At 74.3% G+C, this 16,878-nt stretch carries 14 protein-coding genes; 7 read left to right on the top strand and 7 right to left on the bottom strand.

Annotation, left to right across the window (positions count from 1 at the left end):
- Positions 1 to 129 precede the first annotated feature (129 nt).
- The 3 genes from ACZ303_RS25305 to ACZ303_RS25295 all read left to right on the top strand — a co-directional run bounded on the left by ACZ303_RS25305 (position 130) and on the right by ACZ303_RS25295 (position 3,389).
- Complete coding sequence (locus tag ACZ303_RS25305) at positions 130 to 1,356, top strand: geranylgeranyl reductase family protein (protein WP_467342628.1); 1,227 nt, start codon at positions 130 to 132, stop codon at positions 1,354 to 1,356.
- Between the two features lie 126 nt (positions 1,357 to 1,482).
- Positions 1,483 to 2,706: a sensor histidine kinase gene (locus ACZ303_RS25300; RefSeq protein ID WP_467342627.1), complete on the top strand. Its 1,224-nt coding sequence runs from the start codon at positions 1,483 to 1,485 to the stop codon at positions 2,704 to 2,706.
- 20 nt (positions 2,707 to 2,726) lie between these two features.
- Entirely contained in the window at positions 2,727 to 3,389 is a 663-nt protein-coding gene (locus ACZ303_RS25295) for a response regulator (RefSeq protein WP_467342683.1), read from the top strand.
- Between the two features lie 123 nt (positions 3,390 to 3,512).
- On the opposite strand, the gene ACZ303_RS25290 is transcribed toward ACZ303_RS25295, so the two are convergent.
- Both ACZ303_RS25290 and ACZ303_RS25285 read right to left on the bottom strand, forming a co-directional pair.
- Positions 3,513 to 4,406, bottom strand: a complete 894-nt coding sequence (locus tag ACZ303_RS25290; RefSeq protein ID WP_467342625.1) for a DUF2797 domain-containing protein — start codon at positions 4,404 to 4,406, stop codon at positions 3,513 to 3,515.
- A gap of 172 nt (positions 4,407 to 4,578) precedes the next feature.
- On the bottom strand, positions 4,579 to 5,802 hold the full coding sequence (locus ACZ303_RS25285; RefSeq protein WP_467342624.1) for an MFS transporter: 1,224 nt from the start codon (positions 5,800 to 5,802) through the stop codon (positions 4,579 to 4,581).
- 17 nt (positions 5,803 to 5,819) lie between these two features.
- Between ACZ303_RS25285 and ACZ303_RS25280 the strand changes: the two genes are divergently transcribed.
- Positions 5,820 to 7,043 carry an ROK family protein gene (locus tag ACZ303_RS25280; RefSeq protein ID WP_467342623.1) on the top strand — a complete coding sequence of 408 codons (1,224 nt, stop codon included), beginning with the start codon at positions 5,820 to 5,822 and terminating at the stop codon, positions 7,041 to 7,043.
- A gap of 198 nt (positions 7,044 to 7,241) precedes the next feature.
- On the top strand, positions 7,242 to 7,532 hold the full coding sequence (locus ACZ303_RS25275) for an SHOCT domain-containing protein (protein ID WP_467342621.1): 291 nt from the start codon (positions 7,242 to 7,244) through the stop codon (positions 7,530 to 7,532).
- Between the two features lie 379 nt (positions 7,533 to 7,911).
- Here the strand turns inward: ACZ303_RS25275 and ACZ303_RS25270 are convergent, their stop codons facing one another.
- Together ACZ303_RS25270 and ACZ303_RS25265 are read right to left on the bottom strand one after the other, a co-directional pair.
- Positions 7,912 to 8,475, bottom strand: coding sequence for an ATP-binding protein (locus ACZ303_RS25270; protein ID WP_467342619.1), 564 nt, complete (start codon positions 8,473 to 8,475; stop codon positions 7,912 to 7,914).
- A 199-nt stretch (positions 8,476 to 8,674) separates the two neighbouring features.
- Positions 8,675 to 9,001 carry a hypothetical protein gene (locus tag ACZ303_RS25265; RefSeq protein WP_467342682.1) on the bottom strand — a complete coding sequence of 109 codons (327 nt, stop codon included), beginning with the start codon at positions 8,999 to 9,001 and terminating at the stop codon, positions 8,675 to 8,677.
- A gap of 137 nt (positions 9,002 to 9,138) precedes the next feature.
- Between ACZ303_RS25265 and cds1 the strand changes: the two genes are divergently transcribed.
- Entirely contained in the window at positions 9,139 to 10,269 is a 1,131-nt protein-coding gene (cds1, locus tag ACZ303_RS25260; RefSeq protein ID WP_467342617.1) for an L-cysteine desulfhydrase Cds1, read from the top strand.
- A 22-nt stretch (positions 10,270 to 10,291) separates the two neighbouring features.
- On the opposite strand, the gene ACZ303_RS25255 is transcribed toward cds1, so the two are convergent.
- Positions 10,292 to 11,140, bottom strand: coding sequence for a DeoR/GlpR family DNA-binding transcription regulator (locus ACZ303_RS25255; RefSeq protein WP_467342615.1), 849 nt, complete (start codon positions 11,138 to 11,140; stop codon positions 10,292 to 10,294).
- 182 nt (positions 11,141 to 11,322) lie between these two features.
- Here ACZ303_RS25255 and ACZ303_RS25250 point away from each other — a divergent pair, with 182 nt between their 5' ends.
- Entirely contained in the window at positions 11,323 to 13,668 is a 2,346-nt protein-coding gene (locus ACZ303_RS25250; RefSeq protein ID WP_467342614.1) for a hypothetical protein, read from the top strand.
- Here ACZ303_RS25250 and ACZ303_RS25245 read toward each other — a convergent pair.
- Together ACZ303_RS25245 and ACZ303_RS25240 are read right to left on the bottom strand one after the other, a co-directional pair.
- Positions 13,638 to 16,058 carry a right-handed parallel beta-helix repeat-containing protein gene (locus ACZ303_RS25245; RefSeq protein WP_467342612.1) on the bottom strand — a complete coding sequence of 807 codons (2,421 nt, stop codon included), beginning with the start codon at positions 16,056 to 16,058 and terminating at the stop codon, positions 13,638 to 13,640. The genes ACZ303_RS25250 and ACZ303_RS25245 overlap by 31 nt on opposite strands.
- Positions 16,059 to 16,154: 96 nt before the next feature.
- On the bottom strand, positions 16,155 to 16,757 hold the full coding sequence (locus ACZ303_RS25240; protein WP_467342610.1) for an Rv1733c family protein: 603 nt from the start codon (positions 16,755 to 16,757) through the stop codon (positions 16,155 to 16,157).
- Between the last annotated feature and the right edge of the window lie 121 nt (positions 16,758 to 16,878).

Below are 16,878 nucleotides of genomic sequence, written 5' to 3'. Positions count from 1 at the left end.
GTCCGCTGATCCTCCCATGGCTTTTGCGTGAGATGTTCGCGGGTCTTCCCGCGGCGGGGCCGCCGGGCGGCGGGCCGTAGGATGCGGGCGGTAGCGGTAGCCGGTGATCGAGCGGGAGTAGAAGCACAGGTGAGCAGCGACAACGCAGCCCAGGACGCGGGGCGGGACGCGGCCGAGGGCCAGGAGCCGGTGTGGGACGTCGTGGTGGTGGGCGCGGGGCCCGCGGGGGCCTCGGCCGCGCACGCCGCCGCGTCCGCGGGCCGTCGGGTGCTGCTCCTGGAGAAGGCGGAACTGCCCCGTTACAAGACGTGCGGCGGTGGCATCATCGGCCCCTCGCGCGACGCCCTGCCGCACGGCTTCGAACTGCCGCTGCGCGACCGCGTGCACGCGGTCACCTTCTCGCTCAACGGGAAGCTGACCCGCACCCGCCGCTCCAAGCGGATGCTCTTCGGGCTGATCAACCGCCCGGAGTTCGACGCCGCGCTGGTCGAGGCCGCCAAGGAGGCCGGCGCGCAGGTGCGCACGGGCGTCACCGTCTCGCGCGTCGAGCAGCACGGCCCGGCCGTGCCCGACCGCCGCACGGTCGCCGTCATCCTCGGTGACGGCACGGCCGTCCTCGCCCGTTCGGTCGTCGGCGCCGACGGCAGCGCCGGGCGGATAGGAGCCCACGTCGGGGTCAAGCTCGACCAGGTCGACCTCGGCCTGGAGGCGGAGATCCCGGTTCCGCCGACGGTCGCCGAGGACTGGGCCGGGCGGGTGCTCATCGACTGGGGCCCGATCCCCGGCAGTTACGGCTGGGTCTTCCCCAAGGGCGACACCCTCACGGTCGGCGTGATCTCCGCCCGGGGCGACGGCACGGGCACCAAGCGCTATCTGGAGGACTTCATCGCCCGCCTGGGCCTGGCCGGCTTCGAGCCGAGCATCTCCTCCGGCCACCTCACACGCTGCCGCTCGGACGACTCCCCGCTCTCCCGCGGCCGGGTCATCGTGTGCGGGGACGCGGCCGGACTGCTGGAGCCGTGGACCCGCGAGGGCATCTCCTTCGCCCTGCGCTCCGGGCGACTGGCGGGGGAGTGGGCGGTCCGCATCGGCGAGGCGCAGGACGCCGTCGACGCCCGTCGGCAGGCCCTCAACTACACCTTCGCCATCAAGGCCGGGCTGGGCGTGGAGATGGGCGTAGGGCGGCGGATGCTCGCCTTCTTCCAGCGCCGCCCCGGCCTGATACACGCCGCGATCACGGGCTTCCGGCCCGCCTGGCACGCCTTCGCGAAGATCACCCGCGGTACGACCACGCTCGCGGAGATCGTCCGGACGCATCCGATGGCGCGCCGCGTGCTGTCGTCGGTGGACCGCTGACGTCCGGCCGCCGCGCTCCTGGCCGGCCCCCGTGAGCGGGGGCCGGACGGCTACTCCCCGGGGAGTAGCCGCGGCCACCACGCGCGGCGGACGCCATCGCTCCCGCCGGCGGCTAGCGTGGCCCGCATGGGCTGCGAGAGACGGGCGCCGTGGGCGCGGGCGACCGGCGACGAACCGCCGTGGATGCGCCGGCTCGGCCGCCCGACCGGGCGGCTGCCCTGGCCCTCCTCCCTCGGCGTCGCGGTGATCCAGCAGGTCGGCGGGCACTTCGCCGCCCTGAACCAGCCCGGCCACGAGCCCCTGGGCGCCTACGCCCGCGTGCTGCTCGCCCTCGGGCCGGCCTTCCTGCTGATCCGCCACCGCCACCCGCGGGCCGCCGTCTTCGGCGCCTGTGCCGTCACCGCCGTCTACCTCGGCGGCGGCCACGCCTACGGGCCCGTCTTCCTCAGCGTCGTCGTCGCCTGCTTCGGCGCGGTCGTCGCCGGACACCGCCGCGCCGCCTGGTGCGCGGTGGGGCTGCTCTGGGCCGCGCACCTCCTCATCGCCCACTGGCTCTACCGTTGGCTGCCGCCCGGCGGCGACGGCCCGGCCGCCTGGAACGCGGAGTGGGCCCCGGTGGCGTGGGCCGTGGCCGTCCTGGCCGGGTCGGAGCTGGTGCGCGTACGGCGCGAGCAGTGGGCGCGCGACCGGGCCGAGCGGGAGCGGGCCGAGCGCCGCCGCGCCGACGAGGAGCGGCTGCGGATCGCCCGTGAGCTGCACGACGTCCTCGCGCACAGCATCTCCGTCATCAACGTCCAGGCCGGCGTCGGCCTCGCCCTCCTCGACGAGCACCCCGAGCAGGCCCGTACCGCGCTCACCACCATCAAGGCCGCCAGCAAGGAGGCGCTCGGCGAGGTCCGCCAGGTGCTCGACGCCCTCCGCGGCTCCGGCGAGGCGCCCCGCACCCCGGCGCCGGGCCTCGACCGCCTGCCCGAACTCGCCGAGCAGGCCGCCGGCGCGGGCCTCACCGTCGACATCACCACCGAGGGCGTACGGACCACCCTGCCGCCCGGAACCGAACTCGCCGCCTTCCGCGTCATCCAGGAAGCCCTCACCAACATCGTCCGCCACTCCGGCTCCCGCGCCGCCAGGGTCCGCCTGAGCTACCGGCCCGACGCCCTCGAACTGCGCGTCGACGACGACGGACCTGCCACGAGGGAGGCGCTCCCCGGCGGCGGCAGAGGGCTGGTCGGGATGCGGGAGCGGGCCGCCGCCCTGGGCGGTAGCGTCGAGGCGGGCCCCCGGCCCGACGGCGGTTTCCGCGTCCGGGTCCTGCTGCCCCTCGCCACCCCGCACCAGGAGGGACCGTGAACACACGGGACGACGCCCCGATCCGGGTCCTTCTCGCCGACGACCAGCTCCTCGTACGCGCCGGATTCCGCGCCCTGCTGGACGCGCAGCCGGACATCACGGTCGTCGGCGAGGCGTCCGACGGCGAGCAGGCCCTGGCCCTGGTCCGCGAACTGCGGCCCGACACCGTGCTCATGGACATCCGGATGCCCGCGCTCGACGGCCTCGCCGCGACCCGGCGCATCACCGGCGACCCGGACCTGGCGGACGTGAAAGTCATCATGCTCACCACCTTCGAGCTGGACGAGTACGTCTTCGAGGCGATCCGCTCCGGCGCCTCCGGTTTCCTCGTCAAGGACACCGAACCGGAGGAACTGCTGCGCGCCGTGCGGGCCGTCGTCGACGGCGACGCCCTGCTCTCGCCCGGGGTGACGCGCCGCCTGATCGCCGAGTTCGCCGCACGGTCCAAGGAACCGGCGGCGGCCACCGCTCTCACGGAGCTGACGGAGCGCGAGCGCGAGGTGATGGCGCTCGTCGGCATCGGACTGTCCAACGAGGAGATCGCCCGCCGGCTCGTCGTCAGCCCCCTCACCGCCAAGACCCACGTCAGCCGGACCATGATCAAGCTCGGCGCCCGCGACCGTGCCCAACTGGTCGTCCTCGCCTATGAGTCGGGGCTGGTCCGGCCGGGCTGGCTGGGTTGAGGGCCTGCTGATGCCGGGCGTCCGCGCGTACGAGCACCTGGGCCTACGGGCATCCGGCCGCACGGATGTATCGGCGTACGGCCCCGCGCCTGCGGGTCAGGTGGGAGCCGTCACGCGGTGGCCTCAGAAGAGTGCTTCCGGCCCGGCGGTTTCCGGTGGGCGTACGGTCGCCGTGGTCCGCGCCTCCGGGGCGGTGGCCAGGAGCGGCCAGCCCGCCAACTGCCGGGCGTCCATCAGGAGCGGCCGCCCGTCCGCCGCGTCGAGATACACATCCGGACCGGCCACCGCCGCGACCCGGCCCGATATCGTACGGCCGGGCGAGAGCTCGACCATGCCGTGACCGGGACGGATCCGGTCCAGGCGGAACACCGCGTCATGGTGCACCGGCGCGAAGGGCCGCACTTCCAGCGACTCCGGCAGGGTGTCGAGACCGAGAGCCCGCTCGTGCAGCGACGCCAGCTCCGCGGCCCGCTGTCCTCGCGGCGGCGTCGGGTGCCGTGCCGCGCGCTTGGCGGCGTACGGGAAGCGGTCCGGGACCGCCAGCGCCGCGCCCAGCACGGCCTCCGCCCGGCGGGCCGCCATCAGGGGGCCGCGGCCGAGCAGTGCGTAGGACAGCGCGGCCTGTTCGAGCAGGCGCACGCCGTCCCGCTCGGCCGCCGTGATCCCCACCTTGACCACGCCGGGCCCGAACCAGGCGAGATAGACGTCGTACGGGCGCGGGTCGTCGGCGATCGTGTCGGCGGCCACCGAGTGCGCCCGGTCCAGCCGCGCGCACTCCGCGCACTGCGCGGAGACGGCCGCGGCCGCCACCTGGGCGTCCACCGGGCAGGGCGTGTGCCGGCCACCCCTGCGGACCCCGACGCAGCGGCGGGCGTCACCCGTCGTGAAGGCCAGCGGACGCTCCGGCGGCAGGGGAGAGGAGCGTGTCCCGTGGTCCGGGTGCAGCCAGGCCAGCGCCGGGCCGGAACGGCTCCAGCGCACCCCCGCGCACTGCCAGCCGGCACGCTCGACGCCCATGACGCCCACCCCTCTTCTCCCGTCGCCCTTCCGCTCGCCGTCACACGCGGTGACCGGAAACCCCCACGCACAGAATTGTGTCAGCCCCCACTGACAATGCCTCTTCCCTCACCTCCCACGCACCCTCCATCACTTCCAACGCCTCGCCCACCACCTGGCAACATCCCGTCCATCACCGTGACGCGGCCCGCACCACATCGCGGGTGCCGTAGGCGATCACCGCCGCCATCGCCGCGAGCCCCGCGACCGTGGTGAGGGCGACGGGCAGGGAGAACCACTCGGCGAGGAAGCCGATCGCCGGCGGGCCGAGCAGCATCCCGCCGTAACCGAAGGTGGAGGCCAGGGCCACACCGCTCGGTCCGGCCAGCTCACCGGCCCGCCCGATCGCGACGGGGAAGATGTTGGCCAGTCCGACGCCTGTGAGCGCGAAACCCGCCAGCGCCATCCAGACGGTGGGCGCGAGGGAGCCGAGCAGCATGCCCAGTGCCGCGGTCGCGCCGCCCGCGACCAACGTCCGCGTCTGGCCGAGCCGTTCGAGGATCAGCGTGCCGGTGAGGCGCCCGAGGGTCATGGTGAGCGCGAAGACGGAGTAGCCGACGGCCGCGAGGCCGGGCCGGGCGTCGAGGTCCTGCTGGAGGTGGAGCGCGCCCCAGTCGGCGAGCGCGCCCTCCCCGTAGGCGTCGCACAGCGCGATCAGCCCGAAGACGGCGACCAGCCCGCGCTTGCCGCCGGCCGTCCCGCCGCCGGGTGCGGGCGCCGGGGCCGTCCGTTCGACGGCGGGCGCCGGGTGGGAGAGGAGCGCACGGCCCGCGGCCGCGCTGAGGACGAGGCCGACGGCGGTCAGGAGTAGCAGGTGGAGGGTCGCGGACAGCTGCCCGGCGACCAGGCCGCCGAGCCCCGCCCCGAGCATCCCTCCGAGGCTGAACGCCGCGTGGAAGCTGGGCATCACCGGCCTGCGCAGGGCCGCGACGAGGTCCACCGCCGCGCTGTTCATGGCGACGTTGAGGCCACCGTAGGCGGCGCCGAAGACGAGCAGGACCAGCCCGAGGGCGAGCGCCGAGTGGGTCAGCGGCGGCAGGGCGATGCCCAGGGACATGAGCACCCCGGTGGCGACCGTCACCGGGTGGCTCCCGAAGCGCCGGCACAGCCTGCCGGTGACGGTCATGGTGGCCACCGCGCCGGCCGACACGCCGAGCAGGGCCAGCCCGAGCGCGCCCGCGGACGCTCCGGTCTGCTCCTTGATCGCGGGGATGCGGACCACCCATCCGGCGAAGAGCAGGCCGTCGAGGGCGAAGAACAGGGTGAGGGCGGTGCGTAGGCGGCGGAGGGCGGGATCGGAGGGCATCGGGCCGGATCGGCCCCGAATGGCCGTCCGTATTTTGTTTAGCGTCGGCACAAAGTCAGAATAGGGGTGTGACCCAGACTCGGACAACACGTTTGGAGCGGGGCCGCGGCGCCCTCGGCCCGGCCTTGGAGCTCGTACACACCGGCCGCGCCCCCACGCGCGCCGTGCTCACCGCCGAACTGGGGGTGACCCGCGCGACCGCCGGAGCCGTCGCCGCCGAGCTGGAGGCCCTCGGGCTGATCGAGGTGGACGCCCGCCCCGGAGCGGCCGCCGGCTCCCAGGGCCGGCCCTCGCACCGGCTCTCCGTCGCTCCGGACGGCCCCGTCGTCCTCGCCGCGCAGATCCACGCCGACGGCTTCCGCGCCGCCCTCGTCGGCCTCGGCGGCCGGATGGTCGCCACCGCGCCCGGCTGCATGACCGTCCCCGCGAACCCCGCGCACATCATCGACGCCGTCGTCGAGGCCGGGGCCGGCCTGCTCCGCGAGACCGGCCGCCGCTGCCTGGGCGCGGGACTCGCCGTCCCCTCGGCCGTCGCCGAACCGGAGGGCACCGCCCTCAACCCGCTGCACCTGTCCTGGCCCGCCGGCGCCCCGGTCCGCACCCTGTTCACCGAGGCCCTCGCCAAGGCGGACGTCCCCGGCCCCGGAGCCGGCCCGGCCAAGGGCGTCACCGGCAACGACGTCAACCTCGCCGCCCTCGCCGAACACCGGCACGGAGGCGGCCGGGGCGCCCAGCACCTGCTGTGCGTGGCCACCGGCCACCGCGGTGTCGGCGGCGCGCTCGTCCTCGACGGTCGTCTGCACTCCGGCAGTTCGGGGCTCGCCCTGGAGGTGGGCCACCTGACCGTCAACCCCACGGGCCTGCCCTGCCACTGCGGCAGCCGGGGCTGCCTGGACGTCGAGGCCGATCCGCTCGCCTTCCTCACCGCCGCCGGCCGCGACCCGGGCCCCGAGGTCTCCCTGCTCCAGCAGTCCCGCGACCTGCTCCGTTCGGAGTACGCGGACCCCTCCGTACGCAACGCCGCCGAACTGCTCATCGACCGGCTCGGCCTCGGCCTCGCCGGCCTGGTCAACATCCTCAACCCCGACCGCGTCATCCTCGGCGGCCTCCACCGCGAGCTGCTGGAGGCCGACCCGGAGCGGCTGCGCGCCGTCGTCGCCGACCGCAGCCTGTGGGGCCGCAGCGGCAGCGTGCCGATCCTGCCCTGCACGCTCGACCACAACAGCCTCATCGGGGCGGCCGAAGCGGCCTGGCAGCCGGTCCTGGACGACCCGTTGGCCGCGCTGAGCTGACGCACGGGGAGGCGCGTTCCACGCGTACGCGCGCACGCGTGGAACGCGCCGACGGCTCAAGGGGGAGTACGCGCGAGCCGCCGCGTACTCCCCGTGCGGCACCCCCGCAGCCGCCCGCCGTACGACGACCCGGAGGCCCGCGGCGGCCAGGCTCGGTGGTGAGGAGAACAACCGTCACCACCGAGGAGCTGAACCCTCATGAACACGCTCGCGCACACCTGGGCCGACGGCGGGCCCGGCCCCTGGATCCTCTTCTTCCCGCTGATCTGGGCGGCCGTCGTCATCGGAGTCATCACCCTGCTGCGCCGCACCGGATGGCGCGCGGGCCGCGCCCCCTGGCAGCCCCGCGCCGACCGGCCCGAGCACTCTCCTCTGACCGTGCTGGGCCGCCGGTTCGCCGCCGGTGACATCGACGAGGACGAGTACTGGCGCCGGCTCTCCGTCCTGGAGGAGCACTTCGGCACCGGCGGAAAGCGGAGCGCGCCATGACGTTCGCGGTTGCGAGGGCGGGGTGTCATCCTCGTCGGCACCCTGACATTCGCGGTCCGGGAACGGATCCGGGAGCCGGGTCTGTCGCGGCCCGTCGGGTGGACACCGTCAGCCGTGCGCGACGGTGCGCGGGGCGCCGCCTTCGGAACGGCCGGCGGGCCCGCGTCGGGCGCTTGCCGGGCCGGGTGCTCGTAGGGGCCTTGGAGCACCGGAGTTTTCACGGTGCCGCCCACGCGGCCGGTGGTGGTCGCGCCGCTGGGCCTGGCCGCCGGCGCGCCGACCGGGCCGCGATCCGCCCGGGGGCCGATCGCCCGGATGTGTCGCGCGCCGTCGCGGCGGAGTCGGCGCCGCTCCCGCTGGGGTGGATGCCCCTGTCCGGTCAGCCGGGAACGGCGGAGCGGACAGGGGAGCGCTCGCGGAGGGAGGCCGCCCGGACGGCCACCGCGGGCTCGTCGAAGACGGGTTCCTCCAGGGCGGGCAGTTCGAGGACGGGCTGCTCGAACGCGATGGTGGTCCGGTCGGCCTGCGCCGTCCGGACCGCGGCCGTACCGGGGACGGGGAGCGTGAACCAGACGACCTTGCCGCCGTCATGGCGCTCCTGGACGCCCCAGCTCGCGCTGACCGCCGCGATCAGGGCGAGGCCGCGACCGTGCGTGCTGCCCGTGTCCCCGTTCCCGATCCGGGGCAGCCGGGGGTCGTGGTCACGCACCGAGACCGTGAGCTGGTCCAGTACGAGGTCGATCTCCACCGTGCAGCGTTTGTCCGGTTCCGCGTGCCGGTGCACGTTCGTCAAGAGCTCGGTGACGCCGAGCGCCGCGGGGTCGATGAGAGAGTCGAGATGCCAGTAGCGCAGTTGCGCAGATACGATTCTGCGGACCTGGCCGATCCGCGGGGGAAGAGCCTGGAGCTCGACGGTGCAGTGCTTGTTCGGTCGGCTGATCACGGCTGCGACTCCCTGGAAGAAGTAGGGCTAGCCTGATTCAGATAGGCGTTTCTGACACGCGCTGGGTCCGGCCGGCGACGGTGGCCGCCGGTCCGATGGGCGGCAGACTGATCCGGAGCGTAACCGCCGGTGCACCCTCGGTAATGCTGATACGAGTCAAGCGTCGACTCTTGTGGCGGCATCCGCAACTCCTGTGCCATCAGCCCCGCGCATCGCCCCCGCGTGCGGAGCGGACCGCCTCCAGGAAGCGCCGGACCGCGGACGGCCCCGATTCCTCGGCGGTGTCGAGGCCGCCCAGTGTGAGCAGATAGCGCGTTCCGTTCACCGTGGCCCGCGCCCGGTCCCGGGCGGCGAACCACGGCTTGCTCGCGTGGACCGACCCCAGGGGCGCGCTGTCGATCTCCCGGCCGTAACTCGTCAGCAGCTCGAGCCGACCGTTACTGATCTTCACCTGACCCGCCCGGGTGAGGGAACGCAGAGCGCGCTCGATCCGCACCCCGGTCGCGTTGAACTCCGGCTCCGCCACGACAACCGCCTCCCCGGCCGACTCGTGCGCCCTGGTGCGAAGTCTGCCTGTGACGCGGCTCACGCACCAGTGCCCCTTTATGATCGAAACGTCCGAGTGATCCACAAAGAAACCGGACGAACCCCCCGAGGAGCGTCGTGAACAGCACCGTACCCACGGGCGGCTCCGCCGGCCCCACCCTCGACATCGACCGCAGCGACCCGCGGTACCGGGCCTGGCTCGCCGAAGCCGTCCGCAAGGTGCAGGCCGACGCGAACCGTTCGGCCGACACCCATCTGCTGCGCTTCCCGCTGCCCGAGGAATGGGGCATCGACCTCTACCTCAAAGACGAGTCCACCCACCCCACCGGCAGCCTCAAGCACCGCCTCGCCCGCTCGCTCTTCCTCTACGGCCTGTGCAACGGCTGGATCCGCCCCGACGCCCCCGTCATCGAGGCGTCCAGCGGCTCCACCGCCGTCTCCGAGGCGTACTTCGCCGCCCTGATCGGCGTGCCGTTCATCGCCGTCATGCCCCGCACCACCAGCCGGGAGAAGTGCCGGCTGATCGAGTACCACGCCGGGGCCTGCCACCTCGTCGACGACCCGCGCGGGATGTACGAGGAGGCCGCCGCCCTCGCCGAGCGGACCGGCGGCCACTACATGGACCAGTTCACCTACGCCGAACGGGCCACCGACTGGCGGGGCAACAACAACATCGCCGAGTCGATCTACAGCCAGCTCCGGCTCGAACGCCACCCGGTGCCCGCCTGGATCGTCGCCACCGCCGGCACGGGCGGCACCTCCGCCACCATCGCCCGCTATGTGCGCTACATGCAGCACGACACCCACGTCTGCGTCGCCGACCCCGAGAACTCCTGCTTCTTCGACGGCTGGAAGGACCACGACCCCTCCGCGACCAGCGCGACCGGCTCACGCATCGAGGGCATCGGCCGGCCGCGCATGGAACCCAGCTTCGTCACCGGCGCCATCGACCGGATGATGAAGGTCCCCGACGCCGCCAGCGTCGCGGCCGTACGCGCCCTGGAGCAGGCCATCGGCCGCAAGGCGGGCGGCTCCACGGGCACCGGGCTGTGGAGCGCGCTCAAGATCGTCGCCGAGATGGCCGGGCAGGGGCGCAAGGGCAGCGTCGTCACCCTCCTGTGCGACCCGGGGGAGCGCTACCTCGACAAGTACTACTCCGACACCTGGCTCGCCGAACAGGGCCTGGACATCGGGCCGTACACCGAGACCATCAAGACCTTCCTGGCCACCGGACGCTGGCCCGGCTGAGCCCGCCGGGCTCCGCCCCCGGTCAGAGGTCCGCCGCGGTGTCCCCGGAGCCCTCCGCCACCACCAGCTCCGGCAGCCGTTCGGAGATCTCCGCGCGCGCCTCCGCGGGCAGCCCCGCGTCCGTGACCAGCGCGTCCACCTCGTCGAGCGACGCGAAGGAACTCAGGCCCACCGTCCCCCACTTGGTGTGGTCCGCCAGGACCACCACCCGGCGCGCCGAGCGGACGAAGTGCCGGTTGGTCTCGGCCTCCGCGAGGTTGGGCGTCGACAGGCCGGCCTCCACGGATATGCCGTGCACGCCGATGAACAGCACATCGAAGTGCAGCGCGCGGATCGCGGCATCCGCCACCGGCCCCACCAGCGTGTCCGACGGCGTACGGACCCCGCCTGTGAGGACCACCGTCGCCGCGCCCGGACGCGACGACGGGCCCGCGGCCGTCACGGAACGCTGAGCCGTGTGGAACACGTCGGCGGCCCGCACCGAGTTCGTCACCACCGTCAGATCCGGGATGTCCACCAGCCGCTGCGCCAGAGCGAACACCGTCGTCCCACCGGCCAGGGCTATCGCCCCACCCTGCGCGGCCATCTTCGCCGCCGCCCGCGCGATGTCCTCCTTGGCCGTCAGCTCCAGGGCCGACTTCGCCTCGAACCCGGGCTCGTGCGCCGTCGCCTCGGCGACCGGCACCGCACCGCCGTGCACCTTCTCCAGAACACCCTGCCTGGCCAGCGCGTCCAGGTCCCGACGGACCGTCATGTCCGAGACGTTGAGCCGCCGGGTCAGCTCATTGACCCGCACGCCACCGCGCCGCCTGACCTCGTCGAGGATCAGGGCACGACGCTGCTCCGCGAGAAGGTTCTGGTGGTCGCTCACCCGGCCCGTCCTTCCGATCGGTCGCCGACAGATGTGCGCGCTCATCCTCCCACGCACGCACGGCATCGATCACGTGCGCTCGGGGCGCATCACAATTGCGCTTCGCTCGCCTGTGGCGGGCTGTTGTCAGTGGGTCCTGGCACGATGCTGGAAGCGAGGACACACCGGGATCGGGGGACGCGGTGGCACTGACGGAACGACCGACGACGGTCTCACGAGCGGCGCGGCCACGCGAAGGCGCGGAGCCGGAGCTCGCGCTGGAACTGCTCGTGCACGGCGTGGGCGGCGCCACCCCGCACGGCATGCTCGCCGACCCGCGCACCGAGCGCGTCGCCGGCGACGACACGGCGGGCATCCACCGCCGCGCCGACGACCTCGACGCCGAGGAGCGGCCCGGCGACTACCGCGACCGGCCCGTCCGCGAGGCATACGTCTGGTCCAACCTCACCTCGGGGAACGGCTCGCGCGCCCTGTGGCTGGTGCTCGTGCCCTTCATGGTCGTCAACCTCGCCCACTGGATGCGCCCCACGTCCGAGGGGCGCGCCCGGACCGTGCGCGCCTACGGCCTGCTGGTGCGCCTCGTCGCGCTCAGCCTCACCGTCCTGCTCACCGCCGCCGTCTGCGAGGTCTCCCTCGACCTGACGGCCTGGCAGTGCGCTGGCACCCGCGCGTGCTCCTCCGGAAAGGCATGGCTCGGCTTCATGTCGGCCGACCGGCACGGCTGGTGGAGCCAGCCCGGCCGGCGGCTCGCCCTGGCCGCCACGCTGCCCGCGCTGCTGACCGGCGTGCTGTGGTTCCTCTCCCGCCGCACCTGGAGCGCCTATGAGTCCCAGCGGCCTGCCGCCGACAACGGCGACTGCGGCACGGGCGGCCGCCCCGCCCTGTGCCTGCCCGGCTTCTGGTACGGGCGGCGGATCGTCGCCCGGCTGCGCGCCGCCCACACCGCCGCGGCCCTGCTGACCGTCGCCGTCGTGCTCGTCCAGGCCACCACCCGCTACGACCGCGCGCCCGGCGGCAGCCAGGTGCTCGACGCCGTCGGATGGGCGCTCGTCGTATCGCTGCCGGCGGCCGCCGCGCTCGTCGTCCTCGCCGTCTGCCGCCGGGGTCGCACCGAGGACACCCGCGACGAGGGCACCGACCACCCCACCGTACGGGCCCTGCCGGCCGCCGCCCTGGCCCTGCTCGCCCTCGCCGCCCTCGACGCGGCCTGGAACCGCCCCGGCTGGACCTCCCGCGGCATGCTCCCCGGAGACCGGACCTTCGGCCTCATCGCCCTCGCCCAAGGGCTCCTCGTCGTCCTCCTGGCGCTCGCGGCCCGACGCCTGCACCGGGCCGCGCCGGTGGAGCGGACCCCGCTGGGCGGCCTCGCCGGACCCGCCGTCGCCATGCTGGCCTGCGCGCTCGGCGGCCTCATGTCCGGCGGCGTCGCCCAGCGGATGGCGGACTGGCTCGACGGCCGCGCCACCCCCGGCATGGGCGAGGGCCCCATCGCCGGACCACCGGTGGTCCTCTCCTGGCAGGCTGCGGCCGTCCCGCCCCTGCTCGCCGCCCTCGTCGGGCTCGTCGTCCTGCTCACCGCCCGGGCCGTGCACGTGCGCCGCGCGCTCTTCCGCACCGTCCCCGACGGCTATCCCGGCGAACGGCCCGACCCCGGCCGTACGGGCGTCATCGCCGGCGCCATCGCCCGCGCCGGCCTCACCGACTCCGCCCCCTGGATCGTCGGCGCCGCCGGAGCCCTCACGCTCCTCCTCGGCGGCTGTGCGCTCGCCGGCGCCTGGGCCACCAGGGACGTCCCCGGCCAGGCGGCGGAGGGCACACCCGCCATCGTCGAGGACACCGCGCAGACCGCGCAGGCGCTGGGCTCCTGGGGCGTCGGGCTCGGCATCGTCCTGCTGCTGACGTGGGGCCGGCGCGCCTACCGCGACCCCGCCGCCCGGCGCACCATCGGCATCCTCTGGGACGTCGGCACCTTCTGGCCCCGCGCCGCCCACCCCTTCGCCCCGCCCTGCTACGCCGAGCGCGCCGTGCCCGACCTCACCTGGCGCATGCGGACCTGGACCGAGCGCACCGGCGGCCGCCTCGTCATCTCCGGGCACTCCCAGGGCAGCGTCCTCGCGGCCGCCGCCGTCTGGCAGCTCGACCCCGCCACCCGCCGCCGGGTCGCCCTCCTCACCTACGGCTCACCCCTGGAGCGGCTCTACGGACGCTGGTTCCCCGCCTACTTCGGCCCCGCCCAGCTCACGGCGCTGCACCGCGACATCCGCTGCTGGCGCAATCTGTGGCGGCTCACCGACCCCATCGGCGGCCCCGTGCGCCTCCCCGACGGCACCGGCGCGGCCGTCGACCACGGCCCCCTCAAGGACCCCCTGGCCTACGGCCGGACGGTCGACCACCCGCTGCCCACCCCGATCCTCGGCCACTCCCAATACCAGGCCGACCCCGCGTTCGCCCAGGAGCGCACGGCCCTGCTGGCCCGCCTGGCGGCCCGGACACCGGCTCAGGGCAGCGCGGGCAGATCCTCCGGATAGAGCAGGGTGAGATCGTCGGTGCTCGGGTCGGCAAGCTGCGCCACCCGGCCAGCGTGCCGCTCCACCATCGCCTCGAAGGTCTGGCGTGCGGTACGGCCATTGCCGAACGCCGGACCCTTGGGGATCGCCGTGAAGTACGTGAGCAGTGCCTCGCCCGCCCCCGGACCGATGCGGTACTCATGCTCCTCCGCCTGCTGCTCCACGATCCGCAGCAGCTCCTCCGGCGCGTAGTCGCCGAAGGTGATGGTGCGTGAGAAGCGCGAGGCCACACCTGGATTGACCGTCAGGAACCGCCGCATCTCCGCGGTGTAGCCGGCGACGATCACCACGACCGCTTCCCGGTGGTCCTCCATCAGCTTCACCAGCGTGTCGATGGCCTCCCGGCCGAAGTCCCGCCCGGAGTCCTCCGGCGACAGCGCGTACGCCTCGTCGATGAAGAGCACTCCGCCGCGCGCCCGGTCGAACGCCTCCTGGGTGCGGATCGCCGTGGAGCCGATGTGCTCGCCCACCAGGTCCACCCGGGAGACCTCCACCAGATGTCCGCTCTCCAGGACACCGAGGGCGGCGAGGATCTCGCCGTAGAGACGGGCGACCGTGGTCTTGCCGGTGCCGGGGGAGCCGGTGAAGACCAGATGGCGGCGCACGGAGGCCGCCTTGAGCCCCGCCTCCTGCCGCCGGCGCCCCACCTCGATCATGTCCGTCAGCGCCCGCACCTCGCGCTTGACGCTCTCCAGGCCCACCAACGCGTCGAGCTCGCCGAGCACCGTCGCCGCCGGCCGCCCGCTGTCGCAGGCGACGGACACGGCGTCGTCGGAGGAACGCTGCAACGGCACCCCGACCGACAGCACCGTCGCCGGCGGCGCGGCCCGCACCACGGGAGCGCTCACCCGCCCCAGGGACATCGAGGCCCCGGCCGTGGCGGTCGCGCTCTCGTCGCTCGTACAACCCTCGCTGACGGTGCCGGCCTCGGCGAACTCGTAACCGCCGCGCGCGCACCGCTCCGTACGGCACCGAGTCAGGGTCGTACGGCAGCCGTCGATGACGTGGAAGCCATAGCCACCGCTGCCCGTCACCCGGCAGTCGTGGAACGTGCCGCGGCCCCCCGCCGAGACATAGAACCCCGCCTCGGCCGGGGAACTCACCACGCACCGCTCCATGGTGGGATCGGCGCCCTTGGTGACGATGACGCCCGTCGCCGTCGCGTCGATGGAGCAGTCCGCCAGCGTGCCCCCGCTGCCGTGGTCGCGGAACCACGCGCCGGTCCCCGCCTCGCGGATCCGGCAGTCCTCCAGGCGCGCGGTCGCCCCGTCGCTCACGGACACGGCGGTGTTACGGACCTGGGCGAGGTCGCTGTCGACGACGTCCACGACCGAGCCGCGGTCCAGCACGAACAGCGCGTCCGGCACATCGCGCACCCGGCACGCGCCCAGCACGGCGCTCGCCCCGTCGCTCACCCACACCGCCGGATAGTCGCCCGTGCTCTCGTGGATGTCGCACCGGTCGGCCTCCACGCGCGTGCCCGGATCCCACACGGACAGGCCGTTGCGCCCGAACCGGCGGACGGCCGAGCGGGTCATCGACAGCACCGACCGGGAGCGCAGATCGACCCCGTTCTCCGGGACGTCGTGGATGTCGCAGTCGATCAGGGCGAGCACGGCGTCGGTGTCCAGGGTCACCCCGTCGCCGGACGTGCGGTGCACCTGACAGTCGGTGAGATGCCCGGCGGCGCGCGCGGACACCTGCACCCCGGCGCCCCGGATCTCGTACACCTCGCAGCCGATCGCCTCCAGGGCGCTGCCCTCGCCCGTCATCGACAGCCCCGCGCCCGAGGAGTGGTGCACCCGGCAGCGCTCCAGGCGCGGGTGGGCCCCGCCGCGCACGGCGATGCCCGACTGGCCCGCCGACACCACCTCGCAGTCCTCGAAGAAGCCGCCCGCGCCGTCCAGCACGCTGATGCCGATGCCACCGGGGTTCTCGACCGTGCAGCGCCGCACCGTCGGGCGTGAGCCGCCGCGCACCTCGATGCCCGCCGCCGAGCGCGTGGAGATCCGCAGGTCCGCCAGCTCCGGGGCGCCGTCCTCGACCAGCAGCGCGGGTGCCGTCGCGTCCTGCCCCTCGATGTAGAGATCCAGCACGGCCGCGGAGGCCCGTACGGTCAGGGCGACGCCCTCGGTCGGGGCGATGCGCACCGCACCGGGCGAACCCTCGGTGCCGCGCAGGGTGATGGCGCGGGAGACGACCAGATTCTCCCGGTACGTGCCCGGCGCGACGGACAGCACATCGCCGTCGGTCGCCGCCTCCAGGGCCGAGGCCAGGGAGTCGTATTCGCCCGTGCGCCGCCGCCATCGCGCCGTGCCGGTGTGCGTCACCTGGACCGAGCCCTGTGCCATGGTGCTGCTCTGCCCCCACCTCGTGCCTGCGTTCACCGGGACGGAAACGTACCGGCCGGACCACCGTAGCGCGCGTGGGCCACGGGAGTTGACCGGTCAGCTCCCCGCGTCCGCACGGCCCCAGGTCTGGGCCGCCTGTCGCCACGCCCGGTCCCAGAGGGCGTACCGCCGCCGCGCGAGCCGCCAGACGACGAGTCTGCGGGCGGCCTCCACCAGACCGGCCGTCGTCGCGGCCGAGGCGACACCGGCGAGGACCGCGTGGACGACCGCTGTGTCCTCGTCCATCGGCCGGCCGGAGACCCGCCCGCGGTCGTCGGTCCACAGCGGGAACCGGTGACCCGGGTGCGCCGCGTGCCGGACGGCGACCACACCAGAGAGATTGCCGCCGTCCGGGCCGGGCCAGCGCGCGACCACCCGTCGGTGCCCCTCACGGCCCGCGGTCGTCTCGCGGTCGGGCTCGGTGGCCCCGCGGGGCAGGGCCCGCAGCGTCGTGGCGGTCACCAGATGCCGGTGCTGTCGCTGCTCACGGACGGTCTGCCGCAGCGCCTCGTGGGCGAGCGAGCCGGTCGTCCAGCCGACGGCCGTTCCCGCCAGCAGCATCAGCACCACGGCGGCCAGTCCCACCCAGGTCTCCAGGACATCGGTCCGACGACGCAGCGGATTGCGCCGCCAGCGCCATACCCATCTCGTCGCGCGCACAACGCTCACCCCCTTCCGCGTCCGTAAATACCTCACACAGGGCATCGCATGCGGAGGAAGGCGGCGGAGAGAGCAAAATCACCCCCTGCGGGCGCCGTTCGCGGCGGCACGTTGACGGGTG

The sequence above is a fragment of the Streptomyces sp. NPDC023527 genome (assembly GCF_055560115.1).
Note: the sequence above shows the minus strand (reverse complement) of the source record. Positions and strands in the feature narration are given on the sequence as shown.

Coding starts and splice junctions, on each gene's coding strand:
- ACZ303_RS25300 (WP_467342627.1), top strand. CDS start 1,483: ATGGGCTGCGAGAGACGGGCGCCGTGGGCGCGGGCGACCGGCGACGAA.
- ACZ303_RS25290 (WP_467342625.1), bottom strand. CDS start 4,406: ATGGGCGTCGAGCGTGCCGGCTGGCAGTGCGCGGGGGTGCGCTGGAGC.
- ACZ303_RS25275 (WP_467342621.1), top strand. CDS start 7,242: ATGAACACGCTCGCGCACACCTGGGCCGACGGCGGGCCCGGCCCCTGG.
- ACZ303_RS25245 (WP_467342612.1), bottom strand. CDS start 16,058: ATGGCACAGGGCTCGGTCCAGGTGACGCACACCGGCACGGCGCGATGG.